22 protein-coding genes are annotated in these 11,824 nt (G+C 64.0%); 14 read left to right on the forward strand and 8 right to left on the reverse strand.

The features are described from left to right. Positions 1-58: 58 nt before the first annotated feature. On the forward strand, positions 59-538 hold the full coding sequence (locus A7V84_RS21115; protein ID WP_127070878.1) for a hypothetical protein: 480 nt from the start codon (positions 59-61) through the stop codon (positions 536-538). Here A7V84_RS21115 and A7V84_RS10935 read toward each other — a convergent pair. Genes A7V84_RS10935 through A7V84_RS10970 form a run of 8 tightly spaced genes read right to left on the reverse strand, consistent with a single transcriptional unit; the run spans position 528 to position 5,736 of the window. Further along, positions 528-1,949, reverse strand: coding sequence for a hypothetical protein (locus tag A7V84_RS10935; RefSeq protein WP_063491381.1), 1,422 nt, complete (start codon positions 1,947-1,949; stop codon positions 528-530). The two genes, A7V84_RS21115 and A7V84_RS10935, sit on opposite strands and share 11 nt — an antisense overlap. After that, positions 1,949-2,440, reverse strand: coding sequence for a terminase small subunit (locus A7V84_RS10940; protein WP_082832907.1), 492 nt, complete (start codon positions 2,438-2,440; stop codon positions 1,949-1,951). The genes A7V84_RS10935 and A7V84_RS10940 overlap by 1 nt, the downstream gene beginning before the upstream one ends. 3 nt (positions 2,441-2,443) lie before the next feature. Then, a complete protein-coding gene (locus A7V84_RS21470) occupies positions 2,444-2,857 on the reverse strand; it encodes a hypothetical protein (protein WP_063491383.1) in 414 nt (137 codons plus the stop codon). A gap of 4 nt (positions 2,858-2,861) precedes the next feature. Beyond that, positions 2,862-3,692, reverse strand: coding sequence for a RuvC family protein (locus A7V84_RS21670; RefSeq protein WP_231940115.1), 831 nt, complete (start codon positions 3,690-3,692; stop codon positions 2,862-2,864). Then, positions 3,689-4,174 carry a hypothetical protein gene (locus tag A7V84_RS10955; RefSeq protein ID WP_063491384.1) on the reverse strand — a complete coding sequence of 162 codons (486 nt, stop codon included), beginning with the start codon at positions 4,172-4,174 and terminating at the stop codon, positions 3,689-3,691. Before A7V84_RS10955 ends, A7V84_RS21670 begins: the two co-directional genes overlap by 4 nt. Next, positions 4,171-5,208 (reverse strand): YdaU family protein, encoded by a 1,038-nt coding sequence (locus A7V84_RS10960; protein WP_063491385.1) that lies wholly within the window; start codon positions 5,206-5,208, stop codon positions 4,171-4,173. The genes A7V84_RS10955 and A7V84_RS10960 overlap by 4 nt, the downstream gene beginning before the upstream one ends. Continuing rightward, positions 5,205-5,417, reverse strand: coding sequence for a hypothetical protein (locus A7V84_RS10965; RefSeq protein WP_063491386.1), 213 nt, complete (start codon positions 5,415-5,417; stop codon positions 5,205-5,207). The genes A7V84_RS10960 and A7V84_RS10965 overlap by 4 nt, the downstream gene beginning before the upstream one ends. A 1-nt stretch (position 5,418) precedes the next feature. After that, the gene (locus A7V84_RS10970; protein ID WP_127070880.1) at positions 5,419-5,736 is read right to left on the reverse strand and encodes a hypothetical protein; all 318 of its coding nucleotides are present in this window, start codon (positions 5,734-5,736) and stop codon (positions 5,419-5,421) included. Between the two features lie 86 nt (positions 5,737-5,822). Between A7V84_RS10970 and A7V84_RS21475 the strand changes: the two genes are divergently transcribed. From A7V84_RS21475 to A7V84_RS11030, 13 genes are all read left to right on the forward strand, one after another. Beyond that, positions 5,823-5,987 (forward strand): hypothetical protein, encoded by a 165-nt coding sequence (locus A7V84_RS21475; protein ID WP_167350343.1) that lies wholly within the window; start codon positions 5,823-5,825, stop codon positions 5,985-5,987. An 85-nt stretch (positions 5,988-6,072) separates the two neighbouring features. After that, positions 6,073-6,363 carry a hypothetical protein gene (locus A7V84_RS10975; RefSeq protein WP_063491388.1) on the forward strand — a complete coding sequence of 97 codons (291 nt, stop codon included), beginning with the start codon at positions 6,073-6,075 and terminating at the stop codon, positions 6,361-6,363. A gap of 83 nt (positions 6,364-6,446) precedes the next feature. Beyond that, positions 6,447-6,704 (forward strand): hypothetical protein, encoded by a 258-nt coding sequence (locus A7V84_RS21120; protein ID WP_156507926.1) that lies wholly within the window; start codon positions 6,447-6,449, stop codon positions 6,702-6,704. Next, positions 6,701-7,105, forward strand: coding sequence for a helix-turn-helix domain-containing protein (locus A7V84_RS10985; RefSeq protein ID WP_115638861.1), 405 nt, complete (start codon positions 6,701-6,703; stop codon positions 7,103-7,105). The genes A7V84_RS21120 and A7V84_RS10985 overlap by 4 nt, the downstream gene beginning before the upstream one ends. Positions 7,106-7,177: 72 nt before the next feature. Next, complete coding sequence (locus tag A7V84_RS10990) at positions 7,178-7,507, forward strand: hypothetical protein (protein WP_063491391.1); 330 nt, start codon at positions 7,178-7,180, stop codon at positions 7,505-7,507. Between the two features lie 119 nt (positions 7,508-7,626). Further along, entirely contained in the window at positions 7,627-7,809 is a 183-nt protein-coding gene (locus tag A7V84_RS10995) for a hypothetical protein (protein ID WP_063491392.1), read from the forward strand. A gap of 2 nt (positions 7,810-7,811) precedes the next feature. Then, the gene (locus A7V84_RS11000) at positions 7,812-8,168 is read left to right on the forward strand and encodes a hypothetical protein (protein WP_063491393.1); all 357 of its coding nucleotides are present in this window, start codon (positions 7,812-7,814) and stop codon (positions 8,166-8,168) included. A gap of 91 nt (positions 8,169-8,259) precedes the next feature. Then, complete coding sequence (locus A7V84_RS11005) at positions 8,260-8,745, forward strand: HNH endonuclease (protein WP_063491394.1); 486 nt, start codon at positions 8,260-8,262, stop codon at positions 8,743-8,745. Further along, the gene (locus tag A7V84_RS11010) at positions 8,742-8,966 is read left to right on the forward strand and encodes a hypothetical protein (RefSeq protein WP_063491395.1); all 225 of its coding nucleotides are present in this window, start codon (positions 8,742-8,744) and stop codon (positions 8,964-8,966) included. The genes A7V84_RS11005 and A7V84_RS11010 overlap by 4 nt, the downstream gene beginning before the upstream one ends. 2 nt (positions 8,967-8,968) lie before the next feature. Further along, a complete protein-coding gene (locus A7V84_RS11015) occupies positions 8,969-9,172 on the forward strand; it encodes a hypothetical protein (RefSeq protein ID WP_063491396.1) in 204 nt (67 codons plus the stop codon). Then, entirely contained in the window at positions 9,169-10,077 is a 909-nt protein-coding gene (locus A7V84_RS11020) for a PD-(D/E)XK nuclease-like domain-containing protein (protein WP_063491397.1), read from the forward strand. Before A7V84_RS11015 ends, A7V84_RS11020 begins: the two co-directional genes overlap by 4 nt. Before the next feature lie 11 nt (positions 10,078-10,088). Beyond that, on the forward strand, positions 10,089-11,081 hold the full coding sequence (locus A7V84_RS11025; RefSeq protein WP_063491398.1) for a recombinase RecT: 993 nt from the start codon (positions 10,089-10,091) through the stop codon (positions 11,079-11,081). Between the two features lie 79 nt (positions 11,082-11,160). Then, positions 11,161-11,676, forward strand: coding sequence for a hypothetical protein (locus A7V84_RS11030; RefSeq protein WP_063491399.1), 516 nt, complete (start codon positions 11,161-11,163; stop codon positions 11,674-11,676). The last annotated feature ends 148 nt before the right edge of the window (positions 11,677-11,824 follow it).

An 11,824-nucleotide genomic window follows, 5' to 3' on the forward strand; every position in this document is an offset into this window, starting at 1 on the left:
CGCGCGCGCGCGCAGTAATCTGCGAAACTATGTGATCCGATCAACCATACGGTGCTTCATGGACAAGCGGCAACACGTCGTCAACATGCTGGAACGGGTGGATGCAAGCCGAGAGAAATACTCATATTTTCAACTTGGAGCTGCTGGCGCCTGCATTGCGTTCGCTTTAACGCAATCTAAGGACCAAGTTTTAGGCCTCATCCATATCCCTCTGGGCCTCGCCCTACTACTTTGGGGCCTGAGTTTCTACTTTGGATCTAAATCCATATCTCTCAGCGCCACTCACACATCTCAAGATGCGCATGGAATAGCCATTGCGGCAGACCTTCATCAGGATTCACGCCACCTCACCAAAGAAGAAAGAAATAACGTTGTCGCAGATAATTTCAAGACGCTGAAAGATATAGGGGAGAAGATTCTCCGGCTTCAGAATTTGCAAACCCGTACCCTGATAGTGGGGGCCGCTTGCTTTGTAATCGGGCAAGTTGTAAGTATGCTTCCGGCCTGCATTAAGGCCACGCTCTACCTCAATCCATGATGGCCCTGGCTGGCCGACTGCCAGCTGGCCTCCGCACCCTCACCAACGGCTTATGCTCGCCGCCGCCCACCAGCAGATATTGGGCTGCATCGGCAACGTGCGAGTACTCGTTCTTCACTGGCTTATCCGCGAACCGCTCGCCAGAAACCGCCATGCGCCGGTAGCAGTAGCCACCTGACAGCGCCTTGCGCAGGGTCTTGCAGTCCGGGTGCACCAGCAACCCTGGCTCGCCGTCAACGATCCGGGTCAGTGCGCTGTCCACCGCACCCAGGCGCAATATCGGGTCATTGGTGGGCGCGGGCACCGCTGGCAGTCCTGCTGCCTTGAGGATCTGAAATGGCGTGGTCTCATCAGTCTGGGCGCGGTTGTCGCCAGACGGGTCGCCCCAGAATCCCCCAATATCAAAGCCCTGGTATTGCTGGGCCAGGTGCAGGTGGATTTCCTGGGCGAAGGCCTTGGCCCCCATGTTCGTGGCCACCAACTCCGAACGAATGCGCCAGCCGCCCATAGCGCGGCGCTGCCCGAACACAACAGCCGGCGTCAGGCCGAAGTCGATCCCCAGCAGCAGCGGCTGATGCCTGTCCAGCTCAAACACACGGCAATGCATCGAGTCCTGATAATCAGGGTGGACCGGCTTGCCGTCGACCACGAAACCATACTGGTTGGCCAGGTTGACCTTGATCCAGTCCTCTTTCTTCCCCTGCATGCCCCGCTCGTAATAGCCTGGCGGCAGGTTGCTGAGGTTTTCAGCGTCGGGGTTGACCTGCCAGGTCTCGCCCACTTTGACCACGCCGCCCGGCTGGCGCAGGAAAGCCCAGCCCTCGGGCTTGGTCTCTTCCGCCAGCTTGTAATACCAGTGGTCGTTATCGGGCGCGTTGGTGTCGCCGAATATGCCAAACCACGTCGGGCGCACATCCTTGGGGAAGCGGCCTACCCGCAGGTCGAGCATGTCAACGATGGCCTTGGCCAGCTCCTTCACCTCGTTGAGCCAGGCGAAGGTCAGCTGCAGGCCGCGCAGTTTGCGCTCATGCTCGGGCCGATCCAGGGCGATAAACACCAGCTCGGCCTCGACCGTGGTGCCGTCGTCAAGGTCGAATGACAGGTAATGCGTGGGTGGCTCCAGGCCGCCGGCCACCCAGCGCCCCAGATCCCCGAACATCTCCAGCCAGTCCTTGGTGGTCGTGCTCATCAGGTCGGGATAGGTATTGCGCACGGCCGCGCCGCGCGAACGGCGCACACCATGCGCATCCGGCTCCTGCTGGCACATGAGCTCGAAGGCGCGCCAGCAACTGGCATTCGTCTTGCCGCTGCCCAGCGGCCCCATGATCATGGTGCGCGGCTCGCGTGACGCAATGTAGGCCGCAAGCGTCGGCCCCTGGGCCGCGTAGTCGTAGTGGATCTCGGGCTGCATCAGGCGTCCTTCCGGCCGGTCAGATCGCGCCGCGTGACCCTCGGCCGCTGGATCGTCAGCTTGTCGTTCAGCATGCCCAGGTGGCGCATGGCCAGGGTGGCGGCCCCCAGCTTGTCGGCCAGCTTCAGGACGAAGTTACCCGCCTTGTCCCAGGACCAGCCCACCACGCAGCGCCGCAGATGCTCGGGCAGTTTCTGGACATCCTCGGGCTTGGTGATCTGGTACCGGCCTATCTCGCCGGCGTCGTACAGCGTCATGGATGACAGCTCCTGCAGCACGTTGTCCTGGGTGATCTGGGTGCGCGCTATGCGCTCCTGCTGAGCCGCCGCGATCCGTTCCCTGATCAGGGGAAGCTGCAGCAAGGCATAGCCGATCTGCTTGGCGCTACGCTTGCTGTAGCCTGCCCGCTCTGCGGCGGCGGTCGCGTTCAGGTCGACCAGGTACTCCTGAACGAACAGCCTTGCGCGCTCGCTATCGGGGTTCATCCTCATCGTTTAATCCTCAAATCCTGGCAGTGATAGGTTGTGCGCCCGGGCCTGGCTCTGCCGTCGGCCGCGGTTGAGCAGATGGGTCAACGTGGTCACGCTCATGTTGTAGGCACGGGCCACGGCCAGCAGTTGCTCGGCGGGCATCTGCGCGGTTCCGCTCATGCGCCGGCGGCGCTCAGGAACGCGCCGCGCTTCGGCCGGGCGCCGGGGCGCATCTGCGCGAACCCGACCGGTCTTCTCTTCCCAGAGCGCCAGCAGCAGCTCGCCGCGCCAGTGCGCCGGGGTCGCGCCGGCCAGGTACTGGCGGACCATCGACTCCCCGGCAGCCGGGCCCAAGGCGCGGGCCACTTCGTGCTGGGCCATACCCGCTCGGCGCAGATCGAGCACGATCTCGGGCCAGTCGAAGTCGGTGAGGCGCATCGCCCTACCCCGCCTCCTGCTCAACCGCCCAATGCAGGATGGCCAGCGCATCGGCGTCGTTGTCGGTCTCCGGCCGGAAGCCCCGGGCCTTGGCCTGGGCCAGCATGGCGTCCTTGTTCGCGTTGCCCTTGCCCGTCCAGTGCTTCTTGATCGTGCCCACGCCCACCGGCAACAGGCGCACGCGGTGGCCGTCTGCGACCATTTCGAGCATCGCCCTGAATCCGCCATAGGCGTGCGCGGCCAGTACAGCGCCCTTGCCGTGGGCTTTCACGTCCTCGAACACGATGAGATTAACGGCTTCCTCGGCGATGATCTTCGACAGCCAGGCGCGGTATCGCTGCCACTTCTGGCCAGGCGTCCAGCTGGCGCGAGGCGTGAATTCTTCGGTTCCGTAACGCAACGTGCCGTCACGTCGGCGCAGTGCGTAGCCGGTCTTGGTGCCCAGGTCCAACGCCAGGATGTTCACGTTCAGCGCCGGCGCAGGCCCAGCGCCAGCACCAGGGTCAAACCCAGCATTGACGCGGGCCTCCGGCGTGGCGCGGGGAATTTCAGCACCAGCCCGAGCCCAGGGGTCGGCGTCCGGCGAAACGTGCGCGCGCGCGACGGCGGCGAGCAGGCCGGCACGCTCCATCGTCATCCCCGCCGGTAATCCGACGAGCTGATGCGGCTGTGCTGCACGCGCCTTTTCGACGAACTCTTGTTCGGCAGGCGTGAGCGACTGGGCGTCTGGCACCACCTTCACCGGCAGAGCGTGTTCTCGCAGTCGTCGCAGCGTCCCCGCCACCGGATCCAATGCCACATCGGCCTGCTTGGCCTCCAAGTCATGCGCGGTCATGCCAAGCCTCCGAGAAAAGCGGTTGCAGCATCAGCTGCGGAACTCCAGCTGTCGCGCTGGCCTTTGGGTTTCGTGGTGTCGCCAACGCGCGCCTGGGGCGCCCGGCATTCGTCCGTCAGCGTGCGCAGCATCGAGGCCCCCAGCTTGCGGCAGGTCGTCGGGCTCGACGGCAGCAGATCGGCCCTGCCCTGGGCTTTGACCCACTCCGTCACCTGCTGCGGCACGGGGTCAGCGGCACCGGCGTTGCTCAGGCGCTGGGCCAGGATCAGCAGCTTTCGGCGGTTTGCCATCCTGGCGCTGATGCCGGCCTGCTCCGAGTGCGATGCCCCGTGGTGGATCGAGCACACCCAGTCGGCTGAGCCGGTGGTGCTGTCGGCAATCGTGCCCGGCAGGACGCAGCCCGGTACGCTGCAGGCCCGGTGGTCGTGATGGGCATGGGTTTGGCCGTGGCTCACGGCTGCGCCGGCTTCTGCGTAGCTCATGCGGTTTGCTCCTGTGCGGCGGCGTCACGGCGGCGTATCGCCTCGAAAATTCGGTCTTTGAAGTCCAGGTAGCTCTCGCCTCCCCGGGCGAACAGGCCCAGCTCGCGGCCCTTGCGGTCGATGCCCGCGTTGTTGAGCCACCAGCGGTCCTCGGATTGCTTCGGCTTGGCGGGCTCTGCGCCCTTCTCCGGCACGGCGGCAGCCTTGGCCCGTGCGGTTTCCAGCGTCTTGGCCAGGTAGGCCCATGGGATCGCCTCCGGTGCGGGCTTGGCAAGACGTGCGGCTTCGATGCCAGCGATGGCCTCGTCCTCGGTCAGGCCCTGGTCCACCCAGGCACGGAAGTGCGGGTTTCCAGGGGACACGTCCACCCCGCGACTGCGCAGCAGCTTGGCCATCAGGCCGTAGGGCGTCCCGCTGGGCAGGTAGCCCCCGGGTTCGTCGCCTTGCGCGCCCGCGCTATCTCTCTCTTCTTTTAATACTGGTGTCTGGTGATTGGTGTCTGGTGTCTGGGTAGCCGTTGCAGGCGTTGCAGGTGCCGTTTCAGGCGGTGTATCAGTTCCTGTTTCAGGCAACCCTTGATGCGTTGCTGCTGCCCTGGCCTGAATACCCTCAACCATGGACCGAAGGTCATCAATCTTGATGTTCCACGGGGCGTGCTCCCCTGCATCAGTCAGGATCTTGAACAGTCGCGCACGCTCCTCTCGGTGCCGGCGCAAGCGGTTCTCTTCGTTCGCCTTCTTGGCTTCCCGCTCAGGCTCGCCGGCCTGGAACGCTTCAATGACGGCATCGCAGGTCTCCTGATGCCATCCGTCCTCGCGCAGCTCGAAGAACTCATGCAGCACGGCCGAGACGGCATCGCGTTGCGCCTTCGAGGTCGCACGGATCTGCCGGCACGCTTCCTTGATGTCAGCGGGGATCGGCTGCTCTTTCCGGTAGTACCAGCGCATCAGCCGCGTGTAGGCCATGTCCTCGTCCCAGGACAGGTGGGCCGTGGCCGCGTCATAGTCGCGGATATGGTGCTCGTAGTAGTTCATGGCGCCGTCCTATAGGCGAACGGTTTCCTCACCAGCTCATGAAAGCGGTCGCGGGCCTCGGGGTTGTGATCCAGCTCGCGGCGCGACTGGACGCGGCACACGCGGCGGATGAAGGCGGCGGCCTCGTCTGCAGTGGTCGTGCCGCAGAACGCACGGAAATCCTCACGCGAGCAGAGCTGGCCGGACAACTGGGAAATTTTCTGCGTCATGTCAGCGCGCCCTGCAGTAACCGAGGCTTGCGCTGGCGCGGCAGCAGTTCGCCCCGATGGTGTTCCCCTTGCGCAGGTAGTCCATGTACTCGTCCTCTTGGATGGACAGCCCCAGCACGCCCAGCAGCGCGTCCAGCTGCTCCAGCTTGATGCCCGCGCGCCCGCTGATGACCTGCGAAATCGAAGATTCATCTTCCCAGCCGCAGGCCTGCATGACGGCGAGGCGCTTGGCTTTGTCCAGGCTGCGAAGCAGGCGCCGGACCAGGGTTTCCTCGTCGTGCCCGCCATGCATCCGAATCGGTGCTTCATCAGGGTTCATGGTGTTTCAACCCGGCTCAAATGAATGGGAATGCCGCTGAAGCTGAGCCTCTGCAAACTGACGGCATGAACACGACAGAGCCAGAAATGACCGATACCGAGAAACTGCTGACCTGCGCGCAGGACTTGGCCCGCAAACGCTTTACCGATCCGTCCGAGCGGACGGTGATGGAACTCTTCCAAGCGCTGGCAGACGAGCGCGACCGGCGCGCCCTTGAGAGCGCCCAGGCTTTCTGTGCGACGGTGCATTGAGCAATGGGCCGCGAAATTGGCGCCCTGCCCCTCCCCCTTAAACTGGCTGCTCTCACACAAGCCATTCTTGGAAAAGGAGCAGGGCATGAAGGAACTGGAACAATTAACCGAGGTCGTCATGAGCATGCACGCCTCGATCGTGGATCTGCAGGGCAAGGTGCTGGCGCAGGGCGCAGCGCTAGAGGCCCTCTGCCGGACGTTGCCACCTCAATGGCAACCGCAAGCCGCCCGGAATTTGCAAGAGTCCGCAGAGCATTTGCTCGAGCTGATGGACGACGAGCCAACCCCCCCAGAATTGAGGGAGCGGCTTTCACTCCAGGTCGCTGCGTTGCTCGAAGCGCTAGGCCAGCCGCCAGGCCGGCCAGCAGGGAAATAGCAATTCGGCCCATCTCACGCACCCTCCTGCGCCGGGGCGGGCTGGGCGGTGGCTGCGGCGGCCGCCTCCGCGAAAACTTCGGCATGATCCAGGCGAACCCGCGCGGGTATGCCTCGACGCTTCCAATTGCTGACGCGCTGGACAGCGCCTGGCTCATCCAGAATGTCAAGACGTTTCGCCGTGGCGGTGGGGCCGCCCAGGCCGTCGATAAGGGCGGCATCAGGGTGCTGATCGTGATCCATGGGTTCTCCTGTTTCGCTCGATTAAACACCATGTTTAATGACTGGGTCAACACCACGTGTATCAACGGCCCGTTTAGCGGCACGACAATCTCGCCATGAAACCTATGCACGAACAGATGGCGCGGATGTATGAAGCGGCTAGGGCCGCAGGCCGCCTGAGCGGAGAGGCCGACCAGACCGACCTAGCGCGCCTGCTGAATGTCGCCCCTCAGAATGTCCACAACTGGGAGAAGCGCGGCCCGTCAAAGGACGCCCTGCTCGATGCCCAAGCCGCCTTTGGCGTGAATGCAACCTGGGTGACCACGGGGAGTGGCCCTATGTTTGTCGGTGGCGCCGCGCCAGCCACCGATGAGAAATGGCCCTTTGCCAGGCTAGATCTACGTCGTATCCAGCGCCTTTCCCCCGACGAACGTGCGTATGTGGAAGGCAAGCTAGAGGCAGTTATTGAGGCGGTCGAAGCCCGAATACAAGAACAGAAAAGCGGCCAGCATGCCGCGTGAACCACGAAGGCACATGCGCCTGGTGTGGTCGAGTAATTTGCCCCACGCAATAACCACGGAGTGATGCCGGCTATGTTCTCGATGGTGCTTTTCTCTGACGACAAATTAACCATGCACCTGAATTGGTTCGGCATGGGAGCACTGACCATTATTGACGCGCACGGACGCAAGCGGCGAGCCCATCCGATACAGAAAAGATACCTGCAGGCCGTAACGCGCGAGCTGCAGGCGATCGGGGTAAAAATCACCCCCGATGACCCAGTCTGCCGCCATGCCTTGGGCGAAATCGCACATGCAATATATGACTTCCCGCCCGGCGGCCTAGTCTGGACAACGGCCCTTAACCGCAGCCCGCGCGAGACTGCATTGGCATTTTTCGAAGAGGCTAAGCAGCCAGGTTAACGATGCGAGCCGCTGGGTGGCGGCTTTTTTTTGCCTAAATATTAAACATGGTGTTGACTACATATAAACGCCATGTTTAAATTCTCCCAACGCCTCAACCCGAGGCCTGGGAGAAAAGCATGGACCACATCACCGACGAGCAGGCCGTGCAGGCCATGTCGCAGTACGGCGGCAACTTCGTCAAGCAGCTGGCCCGCCTGTGGCAGTTGGCGGATTTCACGAACCGCGCGCGCATTGCATCGGCATTTGGCGATGAGTTCGGCCGCTATCGCGAGCTGGCCGGGCAGTCGGTGGAGGCCTGACCATGCTGACCCCATCCTATCGCCGCGATGACCCCTCCCGCACTGCCTCGCCCTATGCCGGCCCCGGCGAGACCTACCCCGGCGACGTCCCCGAAGTTGACCGCGACGAAGCCGTGACCGCCGTGCAGGCCGTCCTGGCCAATGAAGCTGCCTATGCCTACGGCGAGACAGCCGAATGGTGGGCCGAAGTGCTGATGGATCACGTCAGCAACCTGCGAGAGAACGTGCTGCTGGCCCTGCTGGATACCGGCGACTGCCCGAGCATTCGCGCCGGCCTCGCTGAGCTGCTGGGCAGATTCATTCAAGCGACGGCGCAAGAGCGGGTCAATGCGCAGTGCGCGATGGGGGTTTACCAATGACCACCGCCCTTTTCATCCTGTGCGGCCTCGCTGCCGCCTATCCCTTTGCCCTGGCCGGTGATCGCGCTATGGCCTTTCTGAGGAGGGCCACATGACCCCGAGCCGCAAGAAGGTCGAGGGCGCACGCCCGAAGTTCATCGAGTGGTTGGTGGCGCGAGGCGCTCAGGTGCTCCGCCCGACCAGCGAATGGGAGCTGGTGCGGTTCGACTGCGCCTCCGGCGTGGCCATCGTCTACGGAAACTCGAAGGGCGGTACCACGTTCACCGGTGAAGCGCTCAAGGCCTGGGAGGCGTTCAAGGGCAATGGTGCGTGGTCGGCTGGCGTGCGGACCAAGCGCGTGAAGCTGAGCCCCGTGGTGCGCACGCTGCTGGAGCGAGACGGAGACCGCTGTTTCTACTGTTTCGGCCATACCGACGACACCGACCGGTCTGTCGAGCACCTGGTTCCGGCGGCCCATGGCGGGCCGAACCATATCAGCAACCTGGTGCTGGCGCACGGAGCATGCAACCAGCGCGCCGGCCACCTGAGCGCCATGGAGAAGATCCGCATGCGCGAACGAGCCCGAGGTGCCCAATGACCCGCCTCTGCACCCTCTCCCGCCGCGCCCTGGCCCTGTACCTGCTGGCCTACCGCAAGCAGTGGGATATCAACGTCGCCTGCTACGGCCTGTGCAGCGCCGCCATCGTCTTTTCCCTGCTGCTGATGACCGGCGTCATCGGCCCGACCCTCGACGCCCACGGCGAACCCATCCACACCGCCAGCGATGGCGGAAAGACCGCGTATGCGGCGAAGGAGTGAGCATGTCCCGCATCCCACACGGCGGCCCGGGCGAGATTCCGCCTGTTGACGAGCGCGTGCCGGCCGACGCTTTCGATAACGCCATTCGCGCCTTCGGCGTCGTCGCCGCGTGCGAATGGTTCGGCCACGACCCGGACAGCCAATTCACCGCCGACACGATCCGCGAGCTGCGCATTCGGTCCGGCATCCCGGAGTCTGAAGCATGAACGCCATCACCGAACCCGTGGCCATGATCGACGCCCCGCGCGTGATCGTGGGCCTGCCCATCGAGGAGTACCACGGCGGGCCTGGAATCAGCAAAACCGGGCTGGATCGCATCAACGTGTCGCCAGCCAATTTCTACGACCTGACGCTGAACCCGGCGCGCCCGCCTGAGCCGGAGCGCAAAGGCCAGCTGGAAGGCCAGCTCGCACACTGCGCAATCCTTGAGCCGGACGAGTTCGACAAGCGGTATGCCGTGCTGCCTGCGGACGCGCCCCGCCGGCCCACCGATGCCCAGTGGAACGCCAAGAAGCCCAGCCCGGAAAGCGTCGAAGCGATGGAATGGTGGGCAGCCTGGAACAAAAGCAGCGCCGGCCGCACGATCATCTCGCACGCTCAGCGCGAGACAGCCCTGCGCCAGTCCGAGGCTGTGCGCCGTCTGCCCGATGTGGCCGAAGCCCTGGCCGCCGGCGTGGCCGAATCATCCGCGTACTGGATCGATGCCGAAACCGGCGTGCTGTGCCGTTGCCGTCCTGACTGGGTCCATCCGGTGGGCGAGTCCGGCGTGATCCAGCTGGACGTGAAGACCTTCAGCGACGCGAGCCCGGCCGAGTTTGCACGCCAGATCGCACGCAAGCGCTACCACGTGCAGGACGCCTACTACAGCGACGGCTACGCGGCCGCCAGCGGAAAGGACGTGCTGGCCTTCATCTTCGTGGCTGTTCAAGACGCCTGGCCGTTCGCCGCCAGCGCCGTGATGCTCGACCCTCAGAGCCAGGCCCAGGGCCGCCGCGACTATCGCCGCAACCTTTCCACTTACGCCGAATGCCTGGCATCCGGCGAATGGCCTGGCTTCGGCCAGGGCATCCACCTTGCCACCCTGCCCGGCTGGGCCTTCAACGACGAATGACAGGAAAAGCCATGTCGCAAACCACATCGCTCGCAGATCTCAAAAAGACCTCCAAGATGGTCGCCTCCCAGGCTGGAATCGGCCAGGTCAAGACCTTTTTCGAATCGCAGAAGGCCACGCTGGCCGCTGTGCTTCCTCGCCACGTCAGCGCCGACCGCATGCTGAAAATCGCGCTGGGCGCACTGCGCACCACCCCGAAGCTCATGGGCTGCACGGTCGAATCGCTTATGGGCGCCGTGGTCCAGGTCTCCCAGCTTGGTCTGGAGCCCAACACTCCCCTGGGGCACGCCTACCTGATCCCCTTCGAAAACCGCCAGAAGGGCATTGTCGAGGTGCAGATTGTCCTGGGCTACAAGGGCCTGATTGATCTCGCGCGCCGCTCTGGCCAGATCGTGAGCATTGCCGCCCACGCCGTGCACGCCAATGACCATTTCGAGTACGCCTACGGGCTGGATGAGAAGCTGGAGCATCGCCCGGCGATGGGCGAGCGCGGCGACATCGTCGCTTTCTATGCAGTCGCCAAATTGGTCGGCGGCGGGCATGCATTCGAGGTCATGAGCTACCAGCAGGTGCTCGATATCCGCGACGCCTCGCAAGGATGGAAGCAGGCCAAGCGCTACGGAAAGGAAGCCTCCAGCCCGTGGGGCGGGCATTTCTCAGAGATGGGCCGCAAGACCGTGTTGCGCCGCCTGTTCAAGTACCTGCCGGTCAGTATCGAACTGGCCAGCGCCGCCGCGCTGGATGAGCTGAACGCCCGTGGCGAATCGCAGGCACTCGACAACGTGCTGGACGGCGACTACATCACTCCCGCGCCTGCAGATGACGACGCGCCGGCAGCCCTGGCCTACGACCCCTCGCCCATCCTCCAGCAGATCACCGAGGCCACCACCATCGACGCGCTCGACCTGGTAGGCGACAGCCTGCGTGACGCGCCGGACGAGCACTACGACGCCCTGCAGCGGGCCTACCAGAACCGCCGCGCCGAGCTGACCCCGGCCGCCTGATCTCCCAGGGCGGCGCCGCAACCGAGGAACCCCCAGGCGTCGCCCACCTAATTTCCCAACGAAAAGCCTAGGAGAACCTATGTACAGCGCACACGAACAAGAATGCCGCCTGCATTTCGATTCGAACACGAAGAAAGACGATCAACCTTCCGCGACCCTCAAGCTCACGTATTCCACCAGCAACGATGTGCTGTCTGAATTCAGCCCTGACCTGAAAGCATCGCTTTACCGCCGACCGCACCGCGGCGAAGGCGATATGGCCGACAACGCAGACCCCCGCCTCGACGACCCCGGCTATCTGCCGTGCCTGAAGTTTCCCAACATGCAGAACAAGGTCGTGCTGTCTGAAAAGGTCGTCGGCGCGACCGTGATCGTGCACCACGGCATCGGCGGCAAGTCCGACCTGACCATGGAGGAGTGCACCGTCAGCAAGTTCCGCCTCGATCCGCAGGAAGGCGGCACCGTGGTGGTGTCGATGGAGGTCGACTGCGTCCCCACCAAGGAGCAGGCCGGTGAGCTGCACATGAAGCAGAACCAGGATGTGGTGGTGTCCATCGTGCCGCCCTCCGCCAACGACGGGCAATTGCAGCTCTAACCCATCAATGGCCGGCCCGGTGGCGACTCCCTCCCCCACTCCCCGCAATGCTGCCGGTGCCGGCCGCCCTTATTCAGAGAACGACATGACCCCCGCCCCTCTCAACCGCCAGCAGCGCCGCCAGCTCGCCCAGCAGCAGGCCCGCCAG

It is taken from the genome of Bordetella trematum (assembly GCF_900078335.1).
GTDB classification, from domain to species: Bacteria; Pseudomonadota; Gammaproteobacteria; order Burkholderiales; family Burkholderiaceae_B; genus Bordetella; species Bordetella trematum.